Origin of the sequence: Streptomyces luomodiensis (genome assembly GCF_031679605.1) — a bacterium.
Taxonomy (GTDB): Bacteria; Actinomycetota; Actinomycetes; order Streptomycetales; family Streptomycetaceae; genus Streptomyces; species Streptomyces luomodiensis.
In genome coordinates this window covers 6,702,420-6,727,459 of sequence record NZ_CP117522.1, presented here as the reverse complement: position 1 = coordinate 6,727,459, position 25,040 = coordinate 6,702,420, and the positions used below count along the sequence as shown (strand labels likewise).

Genomic DNA, 25,040 nt, shown 5'->3' with positions numbered 1-25,040 from the left:
ACCGGTAGTTAACGGGAACCCGGGTTGTCCGCCCGTTCCGCAGGGGAAGGCTTTCCAGGCGCGCCCCCCATGGCCGACCCCATCCGCCCACCAGAGTGAACGCGGACAGGAGCTGTCATGCCCGCAACCCATCGCCCGGCGGCAGAACCGATACAAAGGACAAAAGCCGCCCCAGCGCATCAACCCGCAACGCCGTCAGGTGATCCTATGATCGGTCGCATTCCCATTCTGGATATCCGCCCGCTGGTCGACTGCGGCCGCCGCCCCGCCAAGGCGGTCGTGGACGAGACCTTCGAGGTCAGCGCCACCGTGTTCCGGGAGGGCCATGACGCGGTCAACGCCAATGTGGTCCTCCGCGATCCGTCCGGACGCTCGGGTCCCTGGACCCCGATGCGTGAACTCGCCCCCGGCACCGACCGCTGGGGCGCCGAGGTCACCCCCGGCGCGCCCGGCCGCTGGACGTACACGGTCGAGGCATGGAGCGATCCGATCGCCACCTGGCGCCACCACGCCCGCATCAAGGTCCCGGCCGGGATCGACACCGATCTGGTCCTGGCGGAAGGGGCGCTGCTGCATGAGCGGGCCGCCTCCGGTGTGCCCAAGAACGACGGCCGGGAGGCGGTGCTGGCGGCCGTCGACGGACTGCGCGACGAGCGCCGCCCGGTGGCCGACCGGCTCGCCGCCGCCCTCGCCCCCGATGTGACCGCCGCCCTCGACCGCCACCCCCTGCGGGAGTTGGTCAGCTCCTCGCGCCCGATGCCGCTCCAGGTGGACCGGGAACGAGCGCTGTTCGGCTCCTGGTACGAGCTCTTCCCACGCTCGGAGGGGGCCAGGATCACCGAAGGGCGGCCGCCGGTCAGCGGCACCCTGCGCACCGCCGCCGAACGGCTGCCCGCCATCGCCGCCGCGGGCTTCGACATCGTCTATCTGCCACCCATCCACCCCATCGGCACCGCCTTCCGCAAGGGCCCCAACAACGCGCTCTCCGCGGGCCCCTTCGACGTGGGCTCGCCCTGGGCCATCGGCTCGGCCGACGGCGGCCACGACGCCATCCACCCCGACCTGGGCACCATCGAGGACTTCGACCACTTCGTGGCGCGCGCCCGCGAACTGCGCATGGAGGTGGCGCTGGACTTCGCGCTCCAGTGCTCCCCGGACCACCCCTGGGTCGCCCAGCACCCGGAGTGGTTCCACCAGCGCGCCGACGGCAGCATCGCGTACGCCGAGAACCCGCCCAAGAAGTACCAGGACATCTACCCCGTGGCCTTCGACCGGGACTTCCGGGGCCTGGTCCGGGAGACCGAGCGGGTGCTGCGCTTCTGGATGGCACACGGGGTGCGGGTCTTCCGCGTGGACAACCCGCACACCAAACCGGTGGTCTTCTGGGAGAAGGTGCTCGGCGACATCCACCGCACCGACCCCGATGTGCTCTTCCTCGCCGAGGCGTTCACCCGCCCGGCGATGCTGAACACCCTCGGCGCGATCGGCTTCCACCAGTCGTACACCTACTTCACCTGGCGCACCACCAAACAGGAACTCACCGACTACCTCACCGAGCTGTCCGGGGACGCGGCCGCCTGGATGCGGCCCAACTTCTTCGTCAACACCCCCGACATCCTGCACGCCTACCTCCAGGAGGGCGGCCGCCCCGCCTTCGAGGTGCGGGCCGTGCTGGCCGCCACCCTCTCCCCCACCTGGGGCGTCTACGCGGGCTACGAACTGTGCGAGAACACCCCGGTGCGGGCCGGCAGCGAGGAGTACCTGGACTCGGAGAAGTACCAGCTGCGGCCGCGCGACTGGGCGGCGGCCGAGCGCGCGGGCGAAACGATCACCCCGCTGCTCACCCGGCTGAACCGGGTGCGCCGCCGCCACCCCGCGCTGCGCCGGCTGCGCAACCTCAGATTCCACCACGCCGACAACGATTCCGTCATCGTCTACTCCAAGCGCACGGGCGATTCCTGCGTGCTCACCGTCGTCAACCTCGACCCCCACCACACCCAGGAGGCGACGGTCTCGTTGAACATGCCGGAACTCGGCCTGGACTGGCACGAGTCCGTCCCGGTGCGCGACGAGCTCACCGGCGAGACCTATCACTGGGGCAGGGACAACTATGTGCGCCTGGAGCCGGGGCGCCGGATGGCTCCGGCACATGTGCTGTCCCTGCGACCGTCCTCACCGATCGGAGGGTCACCCACAACATGATCGTCAACGAGCCCGTACCGGACACCTTCGAGGACACGCCCGCGAAGGACCGTGACCCCGACTGGTTCAAGCGCGCCGTCTTCTACGAGGTCCTGGTCCGCTCCTTCCAGGACAGCAACGGCGACGGCGTCGGCGACCTCAAGGGCCTGACGGCCAAGCTGGACTATCTTCAGTGGCTGGGCGTGGACTGCCTGTGGCTGCCGCCGTTCTTCGCCTCGCCGCTGCGCGACGGCGGCTATGACGTCTCGGACTACACCGCCGTACTGCCGGAGTTCGGGGACCTCGCGGACTTCGTGGAGTTCGTCGACGCCGCGCACCAGCGCGGGATGCGCGTGATCATCGACTTCGTCATGAACCACACGAGTGATCAGCACCCGTGGTTCCAGGAGTCCCGCAGCGACCCGGACGGACCGTACGGCGACTACTACGTATGGGCCGACGACGACAAGCAGTACCAGGACGCGCGGATCATCTTCGTCGACACCGAGACCTCCAACTGGACCTTTGACCCGGTACGCAAGCAGTACTACTGGCACCGCTTCTTCTCGCACCAGCCGGACCTCAACTTCGAGAACCCGGCCGTCCAGGAGGAGGTACTGGCCGCCCTGCGCTTCTGGCTGGACCTCGGCATCGACGGATTCCGGCTCGACGCCGTCCCGTATCTGTACGCCGAGGAGGGCACCAACTGCGAGAACCTCCCGCGCACCCACCAGCTGCTCAAGCGCGTCCGGGCCGAGATCGACGCACACTACCCCGACACCGTGCTCCTGGCCGAGGCCAATCAGTGGCCGGAGGACGTCGTCGACTACTTCGGCGACTTCGAGGCGGGCGGCGACGAATGCCATATGGCCTTCCACTTCCCGGTGATGCCGCGCATCTTCATGGCGGTGCGGCGCGAGTCCCGCTATCCGGTCTCCGAGATCCTCGCCAAGACCCCGGCCATCCCCTCCGGCTGTCAGTGGGGCATCTTCCTGCGCAACCACGACGAGCTGACGCTGGAGATGGTCACCGACGAAGAGCGCGACTACATGTACGCGGAGTACGCCAAGGACCCCAGAATGCGCGCCAACATCGGCATCCGCCGCCGACTGGCGCCCCTGCTGGACAACGACCGCAACCAGATCGAGCTGTTCACCGCGCTGCTGCTGTCCCTGCCCGGTTCGCCGATCCTCTACTACGGCGATGAGATCGGCATGGGCGACAACATCTGGCTCGGCGACCGCGACGCCGTGCGCACCCCCATGCAGTGGACCCCCGACCGCAACGCGGGCTTCTCCTCGTGCGATCCGGGACGGCTGTTCCTGCCCACCATCATGGACCCGGTCTACGGCTACCAGGTCACCAATGTCGAGGCGGCCATGAGCAGCCCGTCCTCGCTGCTGCACTGGACCCGCCGGATGATCGAGATCCGTAAGCAGAACCCGGCCTTCGGACTCGGCTCCTTCACCGAACTGCCGTCCTCCAACCCGGCCGTCCTCGCCTTCCTCCGCGAGGCCCCGACCACCCGGGACGGCGAGGACGACCTGGTGCTGTGCGTGAACAACTTCTCGCGCTTCGCCCAGCCCACCGAGCTGGACCTCCAGTCCTTCGCGGGCCGCCACCCGGTCGAGCTGATCGGCGGGGTCCGCTTCCCGGCCATCGGCGAACTGCCGTATCTGCTGACCCTGGCCGGGCACGGCTTCTACTGGTTCCGGCTGCGGCGCAACGAGGCCGTGGGGCACTGGGTGGACTGAGTCCTTCCGGCGCGCGTGGGTTGCTCTGGCGCGCGTGGGTCGCTCTGACGCGTGCTCTGACGCGCGTGGGTTGCTGCTCCGGCCTGGCTGGGTTGCTCTGGGTTGCTCCGGCACAGCTGGGCCGTTGCCGCGCGACTGGGTCCCCTGACGCGGCTGAGTTCTTCCCGCGCCCGCCGGTTTTCGGCCAGGGCGCACCCCTCGCCCCGTCCGTACGCGTCCATCTCGGGCGCGTACGGGCGTTTTCGACTGTGCGTCATGGGCACTCTGATACTCACATCCGCCATCGGCGGACCCGATCGCGTACTCCGAGTTCGCCGTACGGACGATCCTCGCCCGACACGTCCCGCACCGTCGCACAGTCAATGCCGCAATCCGGGACACTTTGCCCTGATCTGTCGTGTGCCCGGGGAAAGGACGCGACGCCATGCCGGAAGCTCCGTTCTCCCGGGGGGCACAGCACCCGCCGACCGCCGCACCCTTGGCCACGGCCGCGGCCGCGGGCCCGTCCGGGCTGCTCGCCTCGCTCGCGCCGCTGCTCGCCGAGTGGCTGCCCCGGCAGCGCTGGTTCGCGGGCAAGGGCCGTCCCGTCACCGGCTTCGCGCTGGTCTGCGCCACCGAGCTGCTGCCGTGGGCCACGAGCGGAAGCACGCCCGGACTGCTCCACCTGCTCATCCGCGCCCAGCAGCCCGAGCCGCCCGGCCACCGGCACGGCTTCGGCTGCGGCCACCGGCGCGGGGCGGCGGCCAGCGACTGCTACCAGATCCTGCTCGGAGTGCGCCCCACCCTTCCGCCGCCGCTCGCCCCCGCGCTCGTCGGCCGGCCCAGTGGCGGGCCGCTGGACGGGCAGGCGGTCTACGAGGCGCTGTCCGACCCGCGGCTCACCACACTGCTGCTGGAACGGCTGCGGATGCCCGGCCGGCTCGGCCCGCTGCGCTTCGTACGGGAGCCGTCCAGCGCCATCCCCGCCGCGCTCACGCCCCGGCTGATGACGGCCGAACAGTCCAACTCGTCGGTGGTCTACGGCGATACGTTTGTTCTCAAGCTGTTCCGCCGGGTCAGTCCCGGCACCAACCCCGACCTGGAACTCCCCCTCGCGCTCGCCCGCACCGGCTGCTCCCGGGTGCCCGCGCCCGCCGCCTGGTTCGAGGCCGAACCACCCGCCGAGGGCACCGCCGGGCCGCGCCCGGAACCGTTCACCCTGGGGGTGCTGCAACCCTTCCTGACCGGCTCCCGGGACGGCTGGCAGCTCGCGCTGGACACCCTGGCCGCCCGGGGCGACTTCACCGACGCCGCCCGCGCGCTGGGACGCGCCACCGCCGAGGTCCATCTGGCGATGGCCCGCGCACTGCCCACCGCTGTGCTGCGCCGCCCGCAGATCGAGCACCTGGCCGCCACCATGAGCGAGCGGCTGGACTCGGCCGCCGCCGCGGTGCCCGCCCTCCAGCCGTACCGCGCCGCGCTGCACGGGGCGTACGGGGACCTGGCCGCGCTGGGGCGCGCGGGCCGCACCTGGGCGGCCCAGCGCATCCACGGCGATCTGCACCTGGGGCAGGCGCTGCTGACCTGGGACGGCGGCGGGCGTGAAGGAGGCGGCCGGTGGTCCCTGATCGACTTCGAGGGCGAGCCGTCCCGTCCGCTGGCCGAGCGGCGCCGTCCGCAGCCGCCGGTACGCGATATCGCGGGCATGCTGCGGTCCTTCGACTACGCGGCGGCCGTCGGACGCCATGAGCGCCCGCAGGAGTGGGCCGGCCGCACCCGCGCCGCGTACTGCGCGGGCTACGCCGACGCCTCCGGCACCGATCCGCGCGACGAGCCGGAGCTGCTGCGCGCCCACGAGACCGACAAGGCCGTCTACGAGGTGCTCTACGAGGCGCGGCACCGTCCCGACTGGCTCCCCGTCCCCATGACCGCCATCCGCCGCCTCGCCAACGCCCACGACTGAGCCCGGGACCGCCGAGCGGCACCAGGTCCGGACCCCGGCCGCCGCCTGACGGCCCCGCCCGACCCCCGCTTCCGACCTCCGACCCCCGACACCCCCGGGAGGACCATCCCGTGACCGCACGACCGCCGTCCGGCCAGCACCCGTCCGACAAGGGACCGGGCCACCCGCCCGCCGCCCCCGGCGCCCCGACCGGCCCGGCGGTCCCGCCGACGTTCCTCCCCGGCCGTACCCGTCCGCATCCGCAGGAAGCGACGGCCGGGGCCGAACACCCGGCCCCGGACCGGCCGGGCCACGAGAACCCCGCCGACGCGGCGGCCCCGGAGGCGGGGCCGGCCGGGCAGGAGGCGGCCGTCGGCGGCGGGCCGGGCCGGGGGGCGTTCGTCGGCGGCGACGGGCCGGGGCGGCGGGCAGCCGCCGACAGCCGCCGCCCCGGCAGCGAGGGGCAGGTGTCCTACGGCGCCCCGCCCGTGCCCCGCGCGCCGCGTGCGGACGAGGGGCAGCACGAGGAGCGCGGCGGCGGGGCCGAGCCGTCGCGGGTCACCGGGCGGCCGGTGGCCGGGGGCGACCGGCCGGAGGACGAGGCGTACGCCGAGCGGGGCGTGCGGGCCGCGCCCGCGCTCGGGGACGAGGAGCGGCGGCGGCTGCTGGACGGCGCGCACCACGATCCGCACGCGCTGCTCGGCGCCCACCCCGTGCGCGGCGGTGTGCTCTTCCGGACCTTGCGTCCGTACGCCCGGTCGGTGACCGTCACCGCCGCCGGGCTGCGCGCCCGGCTGCGGGCCGAGGGGGACGGGCTGTTCTCCGGGGTGCTGCCGCTCCGGGAGATCCCGGACTACCGGCTGCTCGTGTCGTACGAGGAGGCCGAGCTGGAGCTGCACGACCCGTATCGCTTCCTGCCCGCCCTCGGCCCGTTCGATCTGCACCTGATCGGCGAGGGCCGCCACGAGGAGCTGTGGCGGGCGCTGGGCGCGCGTCCGATGACCCACCAGGGCGTGTCCGGCACCCGCTTCACCGTATGGGCGCCCAATGCCCTCGGGGTGCGGCTGACCGGCGACTTCAGCTACTGGGACGGCACCGCCCTGCCGATGCGCTCGCTGGGCGGCAGCGGTGTGTGGGAGCTGTTCCTGCCCGGTGTCGGCGAGGGCGCGCTCTACAAGTTCGAGATCACCCGCCCCGACGGCGGCCACACCCTGCGCGCCGACCCGATGGCGCGGCGCACCGAGTGCCCGCCCGCCACCGCCTCCGTCGTCCACGCCTCGCACCACCGCTGGGGCGATGGGGCGTGGATGGCGCGGCGAAAAGGTGGGCGCGTCCATGAGCTGCCGTTCTCCGTCTACGAGGTGCATCTGCCGTCCTGGCGGCCGGGGCTGACCTACCGGCAACTGGCGCAGCAGCTGCCGGCGTACGTCAAGGACCTGGGCTTCACCCATGTCGAGCTGATGCCGGTGGCCGAGCACCCCTTCGGCGGCTCCTGGGGCTACCAGGTCACCGGTTTCTACGCGCCCACGGCCCGGCTGGGCACCCCCGACGACTTCAAGTTCCTGGTCGACGCGTTGCATCAGGCGGGCATCGGGGTCCTGGTGGACTGGGTGCCCGCGCACTTCCCCAAGGACGAGTGGGCGCTCGCGGAGTTCGACGGCCGGCCGCTGTACGAGCCCGCCGACCCGCTGCGGGCGGCGCATCCCGACTGGGGCACGCTGGAATTCGACTACGGCCGCACCGAGGTGCGCAATTTCCTGGTCGCGAACGCCGTCTACTGGTGCGAGGAGTTCCACATCGACGGTCTGCGGGTGGACGCCGTCGCCTCCATGCTCTACCTCGACTACTCCCGTGAGCCCGGCCAGTGGACGCCCAACGCGCACGGCGGCCGGGAGAACCTGGACGCGGTCGCCTTCCTCCAGGAGATGAACGCGACCGTCTACCGCCGCTGTCCGGGGGTGGTCACCATCGCCGAGGAGTCGACCGCGTGGGACGGGGTCACCCGGGCCACCCATCACACGGGCCCCAGCGGCTTCGGCGGCCTCGGCTTCGGGCTGAAGTGGAACATGGGGTGGATGCACGACTCGCTGGGCTATCTGGCGCATGAGCCGGTGCACCGCAAGCACCACCACCACGAGATGACCTTCTCGATGGTGTACGCGTACAGCGAGAACTACGTGCTGCCGATCTCCCACGACGAGGTGGTGCACGGCAAGCGGTCCCTGGTGTCGAAGATGCCCGGCGACTGGTGGCAGCGGCGCGCCGACCACCGCGCGTACCTCGGCTTCATGTGGGCCCATCCGGGCAAGCAACTGCTGTTCATGGGGCAGGAGTTCGCCCAGGGCGCCGAGTGGTCGGAGGCCCATGGGCCCGACTGGTGGCTGCTGGACCCGTCGTACTCCGCCGAACCCGACCACCGGGGCGTCCGCGACCTGGTCCGCGACCTCAACCGGGTGTACGCGGCCACGCCCGCGCTGTGGCAGCGGGACACCAGCCCCGAGGGCTTCTCCTGGGTGGAGGGCGACGCCCGCGAGGACAACGTCTTCGCCTTCCTCCGGTTCGACGCCGAGGGCTCCCCGCTGCTCGCCATCAGCAACTTCTCCCCGGTGGTGCGCCCTGAGTACCGCATCGGGGTGCCGGATGCGGTGCCGATGTGGCGTGAGGTGCTGAACACCGACGACCGGCGCTACGGCGGCAGCGGGGTCGCCAACTCCGAACCGCTGAAGGCCGAGGCCACGGGGTGGCACGGCCGTCCGGCCTCCGTACTGCCGGTACTGCCGCCGCTGGCCACGATCTGGCTGCGGCCCGCCTGAGCGTCGCGCCGGGCAAGAACAGCCTGGCACGAGCAGCCGGGCGCGAGCCGTCCTTGCGCATATTGCGCGCAAACGATTGACGCCTGACGTGGGCACGCCTAAAGAGAGGGGTGAGAGCGCTCTCACCCCCCTCTGGAGGTCCCCTCATGCGCATCCGCCGCCACCGGCTCAGATCCACCCTCGCCGCGCTCACCGCCACCGCACTGGCCCTCCTCGGCGCGGCCACGGCCCGCGCCGACATACCGTCGGTGCCCGACTGGACCCTCCAGTGGGGCGACGACTTCAACGGCTCCGCGAACACCCTCCCCTCCTCCGCCAACTGGCAGATCGACACCGGGCACAACTACCCCGGCGGCCCCGCCAACTGGGGCACCGGCGAGGTGCAGAGCTACACCAGTTCCACCAGCAACCTCAGCCTCGACGGCAGCGGCAACCTCCGCATCACCCCGCTCCGCGACGGCGCCGGCAACTGGACCTCGGCGCGCATCGAGACCAAGCGCGCCGACTTCAAGGCACCGGCCGGGGGCGTGCTGCGGGTCGAGGGCCGGATCCAGATGCCCAACGTGACCGGGAGCGCCGCCCTCGGCTACTGGCCCGCCTTCTGGGCGCTGGGCAGCCCCTACCGGGGCAACTACCAGAACTGGCCGGGCATCGGCGAGTTCGACTTCATGGAGAACGTCAACGGCATTAACTCCGTCTGGGGCACCCTGCACTGCGGCACCAACCCCGGCGGCCCGTGCCAGGAGACCAACGGCCTCGGCGCCAACCGCGCCTGCCCCGGCGCCAGCTGCCAGTCCGCGTTCCACACCTACCGCTTCGAATGGGACCGCTCCACCTCGCCCAACCAACTGCGCTGGTACGTGGACGGCACCCAGTTCCACAGCGTCAGCCAGAGCCAGGTGGACGCCGCCACCTGGTCGAACATGACCGACCACGCGGGCTACTTCCTGCTGCTGAACGTGGCGATCGGCGGCGGCTTCCCCGACGGCGTCCAGGGCTCCAGGACGCCCACCGCCGCCACCGACCCCGGCCACCCGATGCTGGTGGACTACGTGGCGGTGTGGACCCGGGGCGGAGGCGGCGGCACCGAGCCCGGCGGCTCGGCCACCCAGTACCTGCGCACCGGCGGCGCGCTCGGCGAAGCGGCGTCCGCGAGCTCGGCGACCCTGGCCTCGGCGGGCGGCACCAACCACGACGGGACGCCGTACCAGCCGCAGACGTACGTCTCGTCCGGGATCACCAGGACGTACAGCGGCGGCTCGACCGCCTTCGACCTGTTCGTGGACGCGGGGACCACGGTCGCCAACGGCACGCAGGTCAGGGTCAGTTACGACTTCACGGGCGACGGGACCTGGGACCGCGCCGAGACCTACCAGTACTTCGCCACCGACCCGGTTCCGGGCTATGAGCACTACACCCAGGCCCGCGGCGTGAAGTCCACGACCGGCGCGGCGCTGTCCAACCTCTCGGGCGGCAAGGTCCGCGTCGAGGTCTGGAACGCGATCGGCAACGGCGCCAGCACCCTCGGCATCGGCAACCAGTCGTACGTGCGCATTCCGTTCAGCTGACGCGCGCCGGACCCACCCCACGCCCGTCGGTCGCCGGGCCCGGTGGTCGCCGGAGCCACCCCACGCCCGTCAGTCGTCGGGCCCGCCCAGCCGGGTGAGCCCGTCCCGGACCCGGTGGGCGTCGGGGTGGCCGAGGGTGTCGAAACGGCTCAGGGCCTGCCGCCAGCTGCGGCGGGCCCCGGCCCGGTCCCCGGCCGCCAGCTGCGCGCTGCCGAGCCGGTGGAGGGATTCCGCCTCCCGGACCCGCTCGCCCCGGCCGCGCCGCAGCTCCACGGCGTTCCGGTAGCAGGTGATGGCCTGCTCGTGGTCGCCGACGTGGCTGTGGGCGTAGCCGAGGCTGTCCCAGGCCGCGGACTCACCGCGCCCGTCCTCCGCCTCGCGCAGCATGTTCAGCGCCTTCTCGCAGTGGACGAGGGTCTGCTGGAAGTCGCCCAGCATGGCGTACGCCCAGCCGACGTTGTTCAGGGCGTACGCCTCACCGCTGCGGTGGCCCGCCGCGCGGTACAGCTGCAGGGAGCGCAGCGCGTGGTCCAGCCCCTCGTCGTGGCGGCCCTGCCGCTCGCTGGCCACGTTGAGCGCGACGTGGACCATGGCCTGGCCGATGGTGTCGCCGGTCTCGCGGTGCAGGTTCAGGGCGCGCATCAGATGGCCGCGGGCCCGGTCGTAGCGGCCCATCCGCAGATCGGCGAGGCCGAGGCCGTGGCAGGCGTGGGCCTGGCCGGTGAGGTCGGAGATCCGGTGGGCCGCGGCCAGGGCGATGCGGTGCACGGAGCGCTGGTCGTGCCAGTGGCCGAACTGGTCCAGGAACTCCGCCAACGACCAGGCCAGTTGCCAGGCGTGGGTCTCGAACCCGGCCTCCGCGGCCTGCTGGGACACCCCGATCAGCACCGGATGGTTCAGGATGAACCACATCAGCGCCTGGCTGTGCCCGCTGAACTCGCCGACGCTGACCCCCGGCTGGACCGGCTCGGGGGTGATCGGCTCCCGGTGCGGGGTGAAGGCCACCCCGGCGGCCACGGCGGTGTGCAGATAGTGGTCGAGCACCCGGTGCAGCGCGGCGCGGCGCTCGCCCTCCGCGTCGTACGCCTGGGTGAGCTCCATGGCGTAGGCGCGCAGCAGATCGTGGAAGCCGTACTGGCCGGGGGTGCGCTCGGTGATCAGATGCGCCCGGGTCAGCTGGACCAGCAGCCGGCGGGCCTGCGGTACGGGGATGCCCACCAGGCTGGCGGCGGCCGGGGCGGCGATGTCGGGGCCCGGGTGGACGCCCAGCAGCCGGAACAGCCGGGCGGCGTCGGTGCCCAGGGTGTGGTACGACCAGGAGAAGACGGCCCTCACGTCGGTGGTGGCGTCGCCGCCCTCGAACGCGTCGAGGCTGCCGCGGGCGTCGCGCAGCTCCCCGGCCAGCGCCTCCAGACGGAAGCGGGGGTGGGTGGCGGCGCGGGCGGCCACGATGGCGAGCGCGAGCGGCAGTCCGGCGCACACCGTGATCACCTCCTCCACCGCCTGCGGTTCGGCGGCCACCCGCTCGGCGCCCACCCGCCTGATCAGCAGCTCCCGCGCCTCGGCACGGTCGAGCAGCTCCAGCGGCAGCGGCTGGGCCTGCTCGGCGACGACCAGGCTGGTGAGCTGGTTACGGCTGGTCAGCACCACCAGACAGCCGGGTGAACCGGGCAGCAGGGGCCGCACCTGCTCGGCGTCCCGGGCGTTGTCCAGCAGGATCAGCATCCGGCGGTCGGCCACCAGGCTCCGGTACAGGGCGGTCTGCGCCTCGACGGTCGCGGGGATCCGGTGGGCGGGCACCTGGAAAGCGTCCAGGAAGCCGCGCACCGCCTCGGCGACGGTCATGGCCGACCCGGTGGGGCCGAAACCGCGCAGATTCACATAGAGCTGACCGTCGGGGAAGCGGTCGCGGACCCGGTGGGCCCAGTGCACCGCGAGGGTCGTCTTGCCGAGGCCGCCGCTGCCCGCGATGACGGTGATCATCGCGGCCGTGGGCGCCCGTCCCCCGCCCTCGCCCGAGCCCGCGCGCAGCAGGGCGTCCAGCCCGGCCAGTTCGCGCTCCCGGCCGGTGAAGTGGGCGACGTCGGAGGGGAGTTGCTGCGGTACGGCGGTGATGGCGGCGGCCGGTCCGGACGCGGCGGCGGGTGTGGACGCGGGCACGGTGGCGGTGGCGGTGGCGGACGGAGCTGTGGCGGGCCCGGGGGTCTCGTCGGGGGCCGGGGCGGCCTCCGCCGCGGGCGTACCCGCGCCCTCGTCCGCGGCCGCGGCCGGGGTGGGGGCCTGCGTCGCGGGAGCGCTCCCGCGCATGCCGGACGACATCGGCGGATCGGTGGTGGGGCGGCCGTCCCCGCCGTCCTCGAGCGCCTGCCGGTGGAGCCGCTGCAATTCGTCGCCGGGTTCGATGCCCAGCTCCTCCACGTACCTGCGGCGGGTGGAGCGGAACAGCGCGAGCGCGTCGGCCCGCCTTCCGCAGCGCCGTAAAGCCTCCATCAGCAGCGCCACCGAGCGCTCCCGCAGGGGGTGTTCGGCCACCAGCAGGGACAGCTCCGCGGCGGCTTCGTGGTGCCGCCCGGAGCGCAGGTCGATCGCGGCGCACTCCTCGACCGCCGTACGCCGCTCCTCCTCCAGACCGGCGCCCAGGGTTTCGGAGAGCCAGCCGCCCGCGACATCCGCCAGCGCGGGCCCGCGCCACAGCTGCAACGCGGCGCGCAGCAACCGCGCGGCCCGGTCCTCGGCGCCCTCGGCCCTCTCGGTGCCCTTGGGGGTCTCCCGCGCGGCCCGCACCAGATCGCGGAACCGGTGCAGATCGACCTGTTCCCGGGCGACGGTCAGGGCATAGCCCTTCGCCGACGTCGTCAGCTCGGCTCCGGGCAGCTCGGACAGAATCCGCCGCAGCTTGGATATCTGCACCTGCACGGCGTTGCGCGCGGACCCCGGCGGGTCCTCGCCCCATACCGCCATGACCAGCCGGTCCACGGACACCACCCGGCCGGATGCCATCAACAGCATCGCCAATACGGACCGCTGCTGCGCGGCGGTCGGCCCCAGCGGCCGCTCGCCCCGCCATATGCCCACCGGTCCTAACAGGCGAAACTCGGTCCCGTCCACGCACTGCCCCCGTCGGTACCAGAGATTTCCTTGCCCACTTCGCAGCCTACCCACGGGTTCGGGTCAGCGAGGCATCAGCGGGATATCAGCGGCCCGTAGCACCCTACGAGTCAACGAGGGTCCCACGGGCACCAGAAGCGCACCCCGGTCCACCACGGCGGCGATCGGGCCGGACGTGGCCGGTCCCCGGGACCCTCCACCGACCATGAACGGGGGACGGCATGGAGTTGAGGTGCCGAAGGGACGGCCTATGACCACCGCCGGCGGAACACGCAGCACACCACGCATCGGCGAACTCGTCTACGACCTCGAACGCGAGGCCGTGGGCCGGGTCGCCTACGTCGACACCGGCGGCAACATCGCCTGGGTCAAACCCCTGCACGACGGCCCCGAGTGGACGGCCCTCCCGGAGCAGCTCCGCCGCGCGGCGGACGGCGAGCACTGAGCGGGCGCCGCTGCGTCATCCAGGACCACCGGGGGCCATGGGCGGCGTCTCGCGTCTTCCAACGGGGGGAGGACGCGAGGCGCCTTGTGTCGTGTGACCGCACGTCCCGTCTGCCCGCACGTCTCGTAAGGCCGCATGTGCCGTGTGGCCGCGCTCCTGACACACCGGCGGCCCTGCCCCGATTCAGGAGGGCAGGGCCGCCGGTGCGTGGGGTGTCAGGCGGGGACATGCTCCTTCGCCGTGTCACCGTCACGCGGCTCGGGGAGGGTTTTGCCCTCGCCCTCGCCGGAGTCATCGGAGTCCGCGTCGGCGGCCGGGCCGTGGCCGCCGCCCTTGGAGGCGAACGCGGCGGCGTCGAACGGCAGCCGGCCGGAGAGGACCTGCTGCATCCGCTCCTTGTCGATCTCCTTGGTCCAGGTGCCGACCAGGACGGTCGCGACCGCGTTGCCCGCGAAGTTGGTGAGGGCGCGGGCCTCGCTCATGAAGCGGTCGATGCCGACGATGAGGCCGACGCCGTCCACCAGCTCGGGCCGGTGCGACTGGAGACCGCCCGCCAGCGTGGCCATGCCCGCGCCGGTCACACCGGCCGCGCCCTTCGAGGCGATGATCATGAAGACGAGCAGGGAGATCTGCTGGCCGATGGAGAGCGGCTCGCCCATGGCCTCGGCGATGAACAGCGAGGACATGGTCAGGTAGATGGCGGTGCCGTCCAGGTTGAAGGAGTAGCCGGTGGGGACGGTGATGCCGACGACCGGCTTGCTGACGCCCGCGTGCTCCATCTTCGCGATGAGCAGCGGCAGCGCCGACTCGGAGGAGGAGGTCGAAAGGATCAGCAGGAACTCCCGCGCCAGGTACTTCAGCAGCAGGAAGAGGTTCACGCCCGCGACCAGGCGCAGGATCGTCCCGAGGACGACGACCACGAAGAGGATGCAGGTGACATAGAAGCCGATCATGATGACCGCGAGCGCCTTGAGCGCGTCCACACCGGTTTCGCCGACCACGGCGGCGATCGCGCCGAAGGCACCGATCGGGGCGGCCCACATGACCATCGACAGCAGCTTGAAGACCAGCTGCTGTATGTGGCCTATGCCGCGCAGCACCGGCTCGCCGGCCTTGCCCATCGCCTGGAGGGCGAAGCCGGCCAGCAGCGCCACGAACAGGGTCTGGAGCACCGATTCGCTGGTGAAGGCGGAGACGAGCGTGGTCGGAATGATGCCGACGAGGAAGTCCGCCATCGACTCATGGGCGCCCTCGGCCTGGCTCTGCCCGGCCTGCGCCGCCTCATGGGTGATGTGCAGGCCGCTGCCGGGGTCGAGGAAGTTGCCGACGACCAGACCGATCGAGAGGGCGACGGTCGACATCAGCATGAAGTAGCCGAGCGCGAGACCGCCGACGGCACCGACCTTCGCGGCCTTCCGTACGGAACCGATGCCGAGCACGATCGTGCAGAAGATGATCGGCGAGATCAACATCTTGATCAGATTCACAAAACCGGTGCCGATGGGCTTGAGCTCCACCGCCACACCGGGAGCCGCGAAGCCCACGATGATGCCGAGCACCACCGCGCCGATCACGGCGAGGTAGAGGTAGTGAATCCTTTCCTTCTTCGCCCGCTCAGGCTCGGTACGTCCCGCTTCGGGCGTCGAGGTCCGCGCAGCCACGGTGCTGCCTCCTTCGGTTCTGCCGTCCAACTGTCCCGGCGCTGTACTTGTGTGCGGCTCGCACACCGCCTTGAACGGTCCCGGCGACTATGCCCCACGTTGTGATGGGGGTCACCCTTCCGTTCATTTCGTTCATACAAAGATGCGTGTGCAGACTGATGGCCATGCGCATCCCCCACCCCCGGAGCCTGGCGGGCCAGCTGTTCGCGATGCAGGTCGTGCTGGTCGCCGCCCTGGTGGCCGGATGCGCCGTCTTCGCCTACGCCACCGACCGCGAACAGGCGGAGGTCGCCGCGCGGCAGCGGGCGACGGCCGCCGCGGTCGCCGTCGCCGACTCGCCCTCGGTCGCCGAGGCGGTACGGGACGAGAACCCCAGCGCCCGGCTCCAGCCGTACGCGGAGAAGGTACGCCGGGACACCGGCGTCACCTTCGTGACGATCATGAATACCCACGGCGTCCGCTGGACTCACCCCGACCCGGACCAGATCGGCGCCACCTACCTCGGCCACATCAAGCCCGCACTGCGCGGCCGGGTCTTCCCCGAGACCTACACCGGCACCCTCGGCTCCTCCGTGCGGGTAATCGCCCCGGTGCGCGACGACCGCGCCGGCGGCCGGATCACCGCGCTGGTCAGCGCGGGCATCACCGTGGACGCCATCAGCGCCCAGGTGCGCCGCCAGCTGCTCGCGCTGCTCGGCGTGGCCGCCGCCGCGCTCGCGGTCGGCGGCCTGTGCGCGTATGTCATCAACGCCCGGCTGCGCCGCCATACGCACGGTATGAACGCGGCCGAGCTGAGCCGGATGCACGACTACCACGAAGCCGCGCTGCACGCCGTGCGCGAGGGGCTGCTGATGCTCGACGGCCGGCGGCGGATCGCGCTGATCAACGACGGCGGCCGGGAGCTGCTCGGCCTGCCCGAGGACTCCGTCGGCCGCTACGTCTCCGACCTGGGCCTGCCCCCCGCGCTGACCGGCGCCCTGCTGGCCACCGAGCCGCGCGTGGACGAGCTGCACCTGACCGCGGAACGGGTCGTGGTCGTCAACACCTCACCGGTGAGCAGCGGTGAGCAGCGTGGCACGCTCGTCACCCTGCGCGACCACACCGAGCTCCAGGCGCTCTCGGGCGAGCTGGACTCGGTGCGCGGTTTCGCCGAGGCCCTGCGCTCCCAGGCCCATGAGGCCGCCAACCGGCTGCACGCCGTCGTCTCCCTGATCGAACTGGGCCGGGAGGACGAGGCGGTCGACTTCGCCACCGCCGAGCTGGAACTGGCCCAGGCACTGACCGACCAGGTGGTGGGGGCGGTCGCCGAGCCGGTGCTGGCCGCGCTGCTGCTGGGCAAGGCGGCGCAGGCCAGCGAGCGCGGCGTCGAGTTCGTCCTGGCCCCCGACAGCCGCATCGACGACGGCGTCCTCCCGCCCGGTCTGCCCGCCCGCGACCTGGTGACCATCCTCGGCAACCTCATCGACAACGCCACGGACGCGGCCGCCGAGGGCGTCGGCCACGGCACGGCTCCCCGCAGCGCCCGGGTCACCGTCACCGCCCGCGCGGACGCCGGCGAGCTGACGCTGCGCGTGGCGGACACCGGGGCCGGACTCGACCCGGCGACGGCCGAGGAGGTCTTCCGGCGCGGCTGGAGCACGAAGTCGCCGGGGCGCGGCCTCGGCCTCGCCCTGGTCCAGCAGGCCACCCGCCGGAACGCGGGCACGGTGGAAGTGGCGAGCGCACCGGAAGGCGGCGCCGCCTTCACCGTCCGCCTCCCCCTCACAACCCCAGCCACAACCCCAACCGCCCCGGCCTGACCCGCCCCACCAGGCCCCTGTGACGCCCCCGGCCTAACCCCGCCCCGGACCTGCCCCACGTGGCGCCCCCGGCCTGACCCTGCCCCGCTCCGACCCGTGACGGCCTCGGCTCGCCCCCCCGCCCCGGACCTGCCCCCGCCACGACCCCGTGGCGCCCCGGCCCACCACGACCCGTGACGGCCCCGGCCTGACCCCGCCCCGCTCCCACCCGTGACGGCCCCGACCCACGGGCCCGCCACGCCCGAGGCCCAGACCTCCCCACGGGGACGGCCCACGGCCCCGCCCCGCCGGACGGCCAACGTCCCAGATCGGGGGCCGCGACGCAGCACCGCAGCCCATGACGTCGCCCCGCCGGACCCCCACGCGGCACCCCCGCACACACCCGCAGCCCCCGCCGCCACGGCGCATCCAGCTCCCACGGCGCCCGGCCGCCCGGCCCCTCACGCGGACAGCCCATGACGCTGCGCCGCCAGACGGCCCAACGCCCCAGAGCGGGCGCCGGGGCGCAGCACCGCAGCCCATACCCCCACGCGGCGGCGCCGCGCCGTGCCGGGCGAGGAGCCTCGTGCGTACCACGGCCGGTCAGCCGAATCGTCACCGCCGGGACCTGGCCGCCGACAGTTACGCTCCGTAAATTGGAAGCCTGAGCTTTTCGCGCGCTGGGCGCGCGCACCGCGTCCGAGAGGAATCCGCCCATGAGCCCGCCGCAGGCGAAACCGGGGGAACCGGCGCCGATCCGGGTTCTCGTCGTCGAAGACGACCCCGTCGCGGCGGACGCGCACCGGATGTACGTCGAGCGCGTCCCCGGTTTCGGTGTGGTCGGGACGGCGCGGAGCGGTGGGGACGCGCAGCGGCTGCTGGAGCGGACGCCCGTCGATCTGCTGCTGCTGGACCTCTACCTCCCCGACGGGCACGGCCTCCAGCTCGTACGGGCGCTGCGCGCGTCCGGGAACGGGGCGGATGTGATCGCGGTCACTTCGGCCCGGGACCTGGCGATGGTCCGCGACGGGGTGTCCCTCGGGGTCGTGCAGTACGTGCTGAAACCGTTCACCTTCTCCACCCTCCGGGACCGCCTCCTTCGGTACGCCGAGTTCCGGGCGACCGCCGGCGAGGCCAGCGGGCAGGACGAGGTGGACCGGGCGCTGGCCGCGCTGCGGGCGCCGCAGCCCGTGGCGATGCCGAAGGGGCTGACCCAGGCGACCCTGCACGCGGTCACCGAGGCGCTGCGCGCCGCCGAGGAGGGGATCTCGGCGGCGGCGACCGCCGAGACCGTGGGGATCTCCCGGATCACCGCCCGCCGCTATCTGGAGCATCTGGTGGACGCGGGCCGGGCCGCCCGCGCCCCGCACTACGGCCAGATCGGGCGGCCCGAGCTGCTCTACCGCTGGCTCAGCGAGCACTGACAGGCGCATCGCGGCCAGAACCACCGGAACCTGCCACGAGCCGCGAGCCGCAAGCTCAATAGGAAACTTTCCTATTCGGCATCTTGTCGCGGCCATGCCGCCTCGCTAGGTTCGGCTCCGACCTCCCTCCCACCCCCCACATCAGGAGGATCCGTTCGCCATGCCTCGCTCCAAGCGAACCCGCAGGCTCGCCCTCTGCGCCGCCCTCGGCCTGATCGCCGGGGCCGCCACCACGGTGGCCACCGCGCAGGCGGCGCCGCACACCGCCGCCGCCCCCAGCGGGCTCAACGGCCCCTACCTCTACCTCGGCTGGGGCTCCCCGCCCAACGCCACGGACGTCATGTCGGAGACCGGCACCCAGCAGTTCACGATGGCCTTCATGCTCTCCGACGGGGGCTGCGAGCCCAAGTGGGACGGCTCCCGGGCGCTCACCGGCGGCGCCGACCAGTCCACCATCGACTCCATCCGCTCGGCGGGCGGCGATGTCACCGTCTCCTTCGGCGGCTGGAGCGGTAACAAGCTGGGCGAGAAGTGCTCCTCCGCCTCCGACCTGGCCGCCGCGTACCAGAAGGTCATCGACGCCTACCAGCTCAAGTCGATCGACATCGACATCGAATCGACCGAGTTCGAGAACGAGACGGTCCGCCAGCGGGTGATCGACGCGCTCAAGACGGTCAAGGAGAAGAACAGCGACATCAAGGTGTACATCACCTTCGGCACCTCCACGACCGGCCCCGACGCCAACGGAAAGGACCTGGTCCAGCGCGGTGCCGCGGCCGGGCTCGACGTGGACGGCTGGGCGGTCATGCCGTTCGACTTCGGCCAGGGCGACATCGACATGGCGGCGGCCACCAAGTCGGCGGTGGACGGCCTGAAGGACACCGTGGCGAGCGCGTACGGCCTCTCCTCCGACGACGCCTACCGCAAGGTCGGCTTCTCCTCGATGAACGGTACGACCGACGTCGCGGGCGAGACCATATCGCTCGACGACTTCAAGGACATGGTGTCCTACGCCACCAGCCACCACCTGGCCCGGGTCAGCTTCTGGTCCCTCAACCGGGACCGCGCGTGCGGCTCCGGCACGGGGGCGGACGCGTGCAGCGGTATCGAGCAGGGCACGTACGACTTCACCAAGGTGCTCGCGGGCTACAACGGCTGAACCGCGTCCGCTCGGCCCCGAGGGGGACGACGCGCGGTCAAGTGACCAACCAGTTCACGGGGATTGACCTTCTGTTGAAGGCGACCTTACGGTCGGCCCGCAGCCCACAGAGGCCAGCAAGGAGGCCGTGCCCGTGCGCCCCACCACCCCACTGATCCTCGCCGTCACCCTCGCCGCCACCGCCGGGCTCACCGCCTGCGGTGGCGGTTCGGGCAGCGATCCGGACACCGTCAAGGTCGCCTACAACCGGTCCACCGACAACAAGATCCGCTTCAAGGACAACCATCTGGCCGCGGTGAAGAAGCAGTTCGAGAAGGCCAACCCCGGCAAGAAGGTCAAGCTGATCCCGATCCAGGCGCAGGACAACGACTACGCCACCAAGGTCCAGCAGATGATGCGGTCCCCCAAGACCGCCCCTGACCTGGTCTACGAGGACACCTTCCGGATCAACTCCGACATCAAGGCGGGTTATCTGCGCCCCCTCGACGACTACCTGGCGAAGTGGAAGAGCTGGGACCAGTTCGTCGACACCGCCAAGGACGCGGCCAAGGCCGAGGACGGCAAGACGTACGGGGTGCCGGACGGCACCGACACCCGGGGTCTGTGGTTCAACAAGAAGATCTGGGCGAAGGCCGGGCTGCCCGCCGACTGGTCGCCCAAGAGCTGGAACGACATCCTGGACGCGGCGCGCACGATCAAGAAGAAGGTCCCCGGCGTCATCCCGCTCAACGTCTACACCGGCAAGGCCCCGGGCGAGACCTCCGTGATGCAGAGCTTCGAGATGCTGCTGTACGGCACGGGCGACGCGGGCGCGGACCCGCTCTACGACCCGAAGGCCAAGAAGTGGGTCACCGGCGGCAAGGGCTTCAAGGACGCCCTGAACTTCCTCAAGACCGTCTACGCCGAGAAGCTCGGCCCGGACATCTCCGACGCCCTCGACCCCAACGTCGGCACCACCGTCTACAGCGAATGGCTGCCCGAGGGCAAGCTCGCCATCGCCCTCGACGGCTCCTGGCTGGGCCAGAACTGGCTGGAGACCGGCGGCAAGCCCTGGTCCGAGTGGTCCAAGACCCTCGGCCTGGCCGCGATGCCCACCCAGCACGGCCAGGCGCCCGGCAAGGTCAGCATGTCCGGCGGCTGGACCTGGGCGATCAGTGCCAAGTCCAGAAATCCCGATCTGGCCTGGAAGTTCATCGAACAGCTCCAGACCAAGGACAACGCTGTCACCTGGGACATCGTCGACGCCCAGATCGCGGTCCGCAAGGATGTGGCCCAGGACCGGAAGTACACCTCCTCCATGCCGGGGATCACCTTCTTCACCAGTCTGGTGAAGTACACCCACTACCGCCCGACCACCCCCGTCTATCCGCAGGTGTCCACGGCGATCGGCGAGGCCATGGAGGCGGCCACCGCGGGCGGCTCCTCACCCGAGAAGGCCGCGAAGTCCTACGACGACCAGCTGACATCCATCGCCGACGGCGCCACGGTGGCGGCGGCGGACCGGGGCTGAGGGCCGATCGCCGATGGCAACCGCGACCAAGGTGGCGGCGGCCCCGACGGTCACCCCGGCCCGGCCGGGTCCCCGTCGCGTCCGCCCCCTGCGCTGGCTTCCGCTCGCCCCCGCCACCGTCATGCTGCTGCTCTTCCTCGGTGGCCCGATCGTCTACTGCGGCTACATCGCCTTCACCGACATGCAGCTGACGGGCGCGTCCACCACGGACTTCGTGGGCCTGGACAACTTCCGCCGCGCCTTCGGTGACGAGGACTTCCGCAACGCCGTCGTCCTCACCCTCGTCTTCACCCTCCTCTCCTCCCTCGTCGGCCAGAACACCCTGGGCCTGGCCCTGGCCGCCCTGATGCAGCGCGCCTCCAAACCGGTGCGGACGCTGACGGGGGCGATCGTCATCGCGGCCTGGGTCGTTCCCGAGATCGTGGCGGGCTTCCTGCTGTACGCGTTCTTCCGCCGCGAGGGCACCCTCAACGCGCTGCTGGACGGGCTCGGCCTGCCGTCCCAGAACTGGCTCTACACCCTGCCCATCCTCGCCGTGTCCTTCGCCAACGTCTGGCGTGGCACGGCCTTCTCGATGCTGGTCTACTCCGCCGCCCTGTCCGAGATCCCCAAGGAGATCACCGAGGCGGCGGAGGTCGACGGCGCCGGCGGCCTCGGCCGCTTCTGGCACATCACCCTGCCGATGATCCGCCGCTCCATCGGCACCAATCTGATGCTGAACACCTTGCAGACACTGTCGGTGTTCGGCCTCATCTGGGCGATGACCCGAGGCGGCCCGGGAAACCGCAGCCAGACCCTGCCGGTCTTCATGTACGACCAGGCGTTCAACAAGTCCCTGATCGGCTACGGCACGGCGGTGGCTCTGCTGTTGCTGCTGGTGGGGGCCCTGTTCTCGATGGTGTATCTGCGGCTGATGAAGGAAGAGGTCTGACCCGGCCCGGCGATGCGGCTGCCTCCTCGCTTGTCTCAAAGTGAGACAAGCGAGGGGATGCCCGTCCGATGCCGGCTGCCTAATGTCGCTTTCCGTCAATGGGGGTCACCACCGGGACGGAGACCGACGTGCACACCATGCGAACAATGATCAGCCCAGGCCGTTATGTGCAGGGAAAAGGAGCCATCCACCGGGTGGGCGAATTCCTCGCACAGCTCGGCTCATCGCCACTCTTCGTGGCTGACGACCTCGTATGGGGATTCGTAGGGCACGATATCGAGGCATCGCTGCGGAAAGCGAATCTGCCGCTGCGGCGCGAGACATTCAACGGAATAGCCAGCTCCCGCGAGGTGACCCGCCTCGTCGACGTCATCCAGCAGGTCGGCGCGGACGTCGTCGTGGCGGTGGGCGGGGGGAGCACCATCGACGCGGTCAAGGCCGCGGGTTTTCTGGCGGGCACCCGCTGGGCGAACTGCCCGACGGTCGCGTCGACGGACGCACCGTGCAGCGCGCTGGCCGTCATCTACACGGACGACGGTGCATTCGAGGAATACCGATTCTTTCCCCGCAACCCGGATCTCGTATTGGTCGATTCCCAGGTGGTCGCGAACGCACCCGCGTCCTTCCTCATCGCCGGTGTGGGCGACGCGTTGGCGACCTGGCTCGAAGCCCGTGCGACCGCGCAATCCCATGCGAAGACGATGGCCGGTGGCCTGCCCACCCTCACCGGAACCGCGTTGGCGAAACTGAGCTGGGACATTCTCTGGGAGAACGCCCTGCCCGCCATCGACGCGGTCCGGGACCATCAGGTGACCCCGGCGGTGGAAAAGCTCATCGAGGCGAACACATTGCTGTCCGGGCTCGGCTTCGAGTCGGGCGGACTCGCCGCCGCCCACGCGATTCACAATGGGCTCACGGCCGTCGACGCGACGCACGGACTCGCCCACGGCCAGAAAGTCAACATCGGCTCCTTGGCGCAGTTGGTGCTCGAAGGCGCTCCGACCAGTGAAATCCGTGATTTCATCGAGTTCACCACACGAGTGGGGCTGCCGACGACCCTCGTCGAAGTGGGCCTCGACCCGGATGACACGGACTCACTGCGCACCGTCGCCGACGCGTCCACCGTGGCGGGAGAGACCATCCACTCGATGCCGTTCGACGTCGCCGCCGATGACGTCGTCGGCGCGCTGGCCGCCCTGGACCGGTTCGCCGCCCGGGTCCGCGAGGACGCGAAGCTGCCGGGCCCGGCCCCGTACCAGGCGCCCCACCACGGGGCCGGTCGATGAGCGCCGCCCACATCTTCGTCTGGGAGTTGTCGGGTACCGCCATGCTCACCCTGCTGGGGTGCGGAGTGGGGGCGAACGTGACCCTGCGCCGCTCGCTCGGGTACGACGGCGGCTGGCTGCTGGTCACCTTCGGCTGGGGCGTCGCGGTGTTCGTCGGCGCCAGCATCGCGGCCCCCTCCGGTGCGCACATCAACCCCGCGGTCACCATCGGCCTGGCGGTCAACGGTCAGGTTCCGTGGAGCCAGGTTCCCTGGTACCTGGCCGGGCAGCTGGTCGGGGCCACGATCGGCGCGTTCGTCTGCTGGGCCGCCTACAAGCTTCAGTTCGACACCCACGACGACCCCGACACCACACGCAGCGTCTTCTGCACCGGACCCACCGTGCGCAACACACCGTGGAACCTCGTCACCGAGACCGTCGCGACGTTCGTGCTGGTGCTGTGGATCATCCTCACCCCCTCGGCGCGGCCCGGACCGGAGGGAATACCGGACTTCGGCAACTCCGCGCTGGGATACGCGGCCGTGATGTTCGTCGTCATCGGTCTCGGCACCTCCCTGGGCGGCCCGACGGGGTACGCGATGAACCCGGCGCGCGACCTCGGCCCACGCGTCGCCTACGCCCTGCTGCCCGTCAGGGGCTCGGCGGACTGGAGCTACTCCTGGATCCCGGTGGCCGGGCCGATCGCCGGGGCGGTCATCGCGGGGCTCGCCGCCGAGGCGTTGTCGGCCGTCTAGGCACTGTCCGGTAGCGGTCAAAGGCGGCTGCCCTCGGGGCAGCCGCCTTCACCCGCTCCCCGCACGGCCGACGTCGCCATGTCGTTCGCCGACGTCGGTGACCATGCGGACCAGGGTGTCGACGAGTTCCTCGGCGGTGGTGCGCAATGCGTCCGTTTCGAGGTGGCCGGTGAGCTCCATGTCCGCGACGCCGTGGGCGCCGGCCAGCAGCAGGGCGCCGTAGTGCCGTGCGTTCCGCTCCCCGACGAGGTCGGCGACGATGGCCAGGAACTCGTCCTGGAAGCGTCCGGCCGCGCGGACGCGGTCCGCGGCCGGGTCGCCCGCCGGTGCGCACAGCTGACGCCGGACGTGATCGAGTCCTTCACCGAGTTCCTCGGGACGGTGTCCGGGGCGCCTGAACAACATCTGGTACAGGTGCGGCTGGTCCCGGCCGACGCCGATGAGGGTGCGCAGAGCGCCGCGCAGCTTGTCGGAGGCCGACCGGGCCGGGTCGGTCCGCAGGGCGTGGACCTGGTCGGCGATCCGTTCCCAGCTCTCGGTCACGACGGCGGTCAGCAGACTGTCCTTGCCCGTGAAGTGCCGGTACGGCGCTCCCCGGCTCACGCCTGCCCGCGCGCCCACCTCGCGCAGGGTGACCGCTTCGGGGCCGCCGAGGTCGAGGAGGCCGGCGGCCGCGTCGAGCAGAGCGCGGCGGGTGAGGGCGGCGGATTCCGCACGAGTGACCATGGCCTCCATCATACAGTTGACAGTGTCATCTGTACTGGTAG

Annotated in this window: 16 protein-coding genes; 13 read left to right on the top strand and 3 right to left on the bottom strand. The window is 71.5% G+C overall.

Annotation, left to right across the window (positions count from 1 at the left end; translation table 11 throughout):
- The first annotated feature begins 207 nt into the window (after positions 1–207).
- The 5 genes from PS467_RS28410 to PS467_RS28390 all read left to right on the top strand — a co-directional run bounded on the left by PS467_RS28410 (position 208) and on the right by PS467_RS28390 (position 10,237).
- Positions 208–2,202 carry an alpha-1,4-glucan--maltose-1-phosphate maltosyltransferase gene (locus PS467_RS28410; RefSeq protein WP_268974508.1) on the top strand — a complete coding sequence of 665 codons (1,995 nt, stop codon included), beginning with the start codon at positions 208–210 and terminating at the stop codon, positions 2,200–2,202.
- The gene (gene treS, locus PS467_RS28405; RefSeq protein WP_268974507.1) at positions 2,199–3,935 is read left to right on the top strand and encodes a maltose alpha-D-glucosyltransferase; all 1,737 of its coding nucleotides are present in this window, start codon (positions 2,199–2,201) and stop codon (positions 3,933–3,935) included. The genes PS467_RS28410 and treS overlap by 4 nt, the downstream gene beginning before the upstream one ends.
- A gap of 424 nt (positions 3,936–4,359) precedes the next feature.
- Positions 4,360–5,877 carry a maltokinase N-terminal cap-like domain-containing protein gene (locus PS467_RS28400; protein WP_311037612.1) on the top strand — a complete coding sequence of 506 codons (1,518 nt, stop codon included), beginning with the start codon at positions 4,360–4,362 and terminating at the stop codon, positions 5,875–5,877.
- Positions 5,878–6,476: 599 nt separating this feature from the next.
- The gene (gene glgB / locus PS467_RS28395) at positions 6,477–8,669 is read left to right on the top strand and encodes a 1,4-alpha-glucan branching enzyme (protein ID WP_311039985.1); all 2,193 of its coding nucleotides are present in this window, start codon (positions 6,477–6,479) and stop codon (positions 8,667–8,669) included.
- A 146-nt stretch (positions 8,670–8,815) separates the two neighbouring features.
- Complete coding sequence (locus tag PS467_RS28390) at positions 8,816–10,237, top strand: glycoside hydrolase family 16 protein (RefSeq protein WP_311037611.1); 1,422 nt, start codon at positions 8,816–8,818, stop codon at positions 10,235–10,237.
- Positions 10,238–10,306: 69 nt separating this feature from the next.
- Here PS467_RS28390 and PS467_RS28385 read toward each other — a convergent pair whose 3' ends face one another.
- On the bottom strand, positions 10,307–13,312 hold the full coding sequence (locus tag PS467_RS28385; protein ID WP_311037610.1) for an AfsR/SARP family transcriptional regulator: 3,006 nt from the start codon (positions 13,310–13,312) through the stop codon (positions 10,307–10,309).
- Positions 13,313–13,595: 283 nt separating this feature from the next.
- On the opposite strand from PS467_RS28385, the gene PS467_RS28380 reads away from it, so the two are divergent.
- The gene (locus tag PS467_RS28380) at positions 13,596–13,790 is read left to right on the top strand and encodes a hypothetical protein (protein ID WP_311037609.1); all 195 of its coding nucleotides are present in this window, start codon (positions 13,596–13,598) and stop codon (positions 13,788–13,790) included.
- A 215-nt stretch (positions 13,791–14,005) separates the two neighbouring features.
- Here PS467_RS28380 and PS467_RS28375 read toward each other — a convergent pair whose 3' ends face one another.
- Entirely contained in the window at positions 14,006–15,451 is a 1,446-nt protein-coding gene (locus tag PS467_RS28375; protein ID WP_311037608.1) for a cation:dicarboxylate symporter family transporter, read from the bottom strand.
- Positions 15,452–15,615: 164 nt separating this feature from the next.
- On the opposite strand from PS467_RS28375, the gene PS467_RS28370 reads away from it, so the two are divergent.
- The 7 genes from PS467_RS28370 (at position 15,616) to PS467_RS28340 (ending at position 24,273) form a co-directional block, all read left to right on the top strand.
- Positions 15,616–17,250 carry a sensor histidine kinase gene (locus PS467_RS28370; RefSeq protein WP_311037607.1) on the top strand — a complete coding sequence of 545 codons (1,635 nt, stop codon included), beginning with the start codon at positions 15,616–15,618 and terminating at the stop codon, positions 17,248–17,250.
- A gap of 695 nt (positions 17,251–17,945) precedes the next feature.
- Positions 17,946–18,653: a response regulator gene (locus PS467_RS28365; RefSeq protein ID WP_268974501.1), complete on the top strand. Its 708-nt coding sequence runs from the start codon at positions 17,946–17,948 to the stop codon at positions 18,651–18,653.
- A 160-nt stretch (positions 18,654–18,813) separates the two neighbouring features.
- On the top strand, positions 18,814–19,812 hold the full coding sequence (locus PS467_RS28360) for a chitinase (protein WP_311037606.1): 999 nt from the start codon (positions 18,814–18,816) through the stop codon (positions 19,810–19,812).
- A gap of 133 nt (positions 19,813–19,945) precedes the next feature.
- Positions 19,946–21,322, top strand: coding sequence for an extracellular solute-binding protein (locus PS467_RS28355; RefSeq protein ID WP_311037605.1), 1,377 nt, complete (start codon positions 19,946–19,948; stop codon positions 21,320–21,322).
- A 13-nt stretch (positions 21,323–21,335) separates the two neighbouring features.
- Positions 21,336–22,253: a carbohydrate ABC transporter permease gene (locus tag PS467_RS28350; protein ID WP_311037604.1), complete on the top strand. Its 918-nt coding sequence runs from the start codon at positions 21,336–21,338 to the stop codon at positions 22,251–22,253.
- A gap of 98 nt (positions 22,254–22,351) precedes the next feature.
- Entirely contained in the window at positions 22,352–23,539 is a 1,188-nt protein-coding gene (locus PS467_RS28345) for a glycerol dehydrogenase (RefSeq protein WP_311037603.1), read from the top strand.
- Positions 23,536–24,273 carry an MIP/aquaporin family protein gene (locus PS467_RS28340; protein WP_311037602.1) on the top strand — a complete coding sequence of 246 codons (738 nt, stop codon included), beginning with the start codon at positions 23,536–23,538 and terminating at the stop codon, positions 24,271–24,273. Before PS467_RS28345 ends, PS467_RS28340 begins: the two co-directional genes overlap by 4 nt.
- Positions 24,274–24,321: 48 nt before the next feature.
- Here PS467_RS28340 and PS467_RS28335 read toward each other — a convergent pair whose 3' ends face one another.
- Positions 24,322–24,999, bottom strand: a complete 678-nt coding sequence (locus tag PS467_RS28335; RefSeq protein ID WP_311037601.1) for a TetR/AcrR family transcriptional regulator — start codon at positions 24,997–24,999, stop codon at positions 24,322–24,324.
- Positions 25,000–25,040: the final 41 nt, after the last annotated feature.

Bases quoted from the DNA above. Each gene is read 5' to 3' on its own strand.
- PS467_RS28410 (WP_268974508.1), top strand. From the start codon at position 208: ATGATCGGTCGCATTCCCATTCTGGATATCCGCCCGCTGGTCGACTGC.
- treS (WP_268974507.1), top strand. From the start codon at position 2,199: ATGATCGTCAACGAGCCCGTACCGGACACCTTCGAGGACACGCCCGCG.
- PS467_RS28400 (WP_311037612.1), top strand. From the start codon at position 4,360: ATGCCGGAAGCTCCGTTCTCCCGGGGGGCACAGCACCCGCCGACCGCC.
- PS467_RS28390 (WP_311037611.1), top strand. From the start codon at position 8,816: ATGCGCATCCGCCGCCACCGGCTCAGATCCACCCTCGCCGCGCTCACC.
- PS467_RS28380 (WP_311037609.1), top strand. From the start codon at position 13,596: ATGACCACCGCCGGCGGAACACGCAGCACACCACGCATCGGCGAACTC.
- PS467_RS28370 (WP_311037607.1), top strand. From the start codon at position 15,616: ATGCGCATCCCCCACCCCCGGAGCCTGGCGGGCCAGCTGTTCGCGATG.
- PS467_RS28365 (WP_268974501.1), top strand. From the start codon at position 17,946: ATGAGCCCGCCGCAGGCGAAACCGGGGGAACCGGCGCCGATCCGGGTT.
- PS467_RS28360 (WP_311037606.1), top strand. From the start codon at position 18,814: ATGCCTCGCTCCAAGCGAACCCGCAGGCTCGCCCTCTGCGCCGCCCTC.
- PS467_RS28350 (WP_311037604.1), top strand. From the start codon at position 21,336: ATGGCAACCGCGACCAAGGTGGCGGCGGCCCCGACGGTCACCCCGGCC.
- PS467_RS28345 (WP_311037603.1), top strand. From the start codon at position 22,352: ATGGGGGTCACCACCGGGACGGAGACCGACGTGCACACCATGCGAACA.
- PS467_RS28340 (WP_311037602.1), top strand. From the start codon at position 23,536: ATGAGCGCCGCCCACATCTTCGTCTGGGAGTTGTCGGGTACCGCCATG.
- PS467_RS28335 (WP_311037601.1), bottom strand. From the start codon at position 24,999: ATGGTCACTCGTGCGGAATCCGCCGCCCTCACCCGCCGCGCTCTGCTC.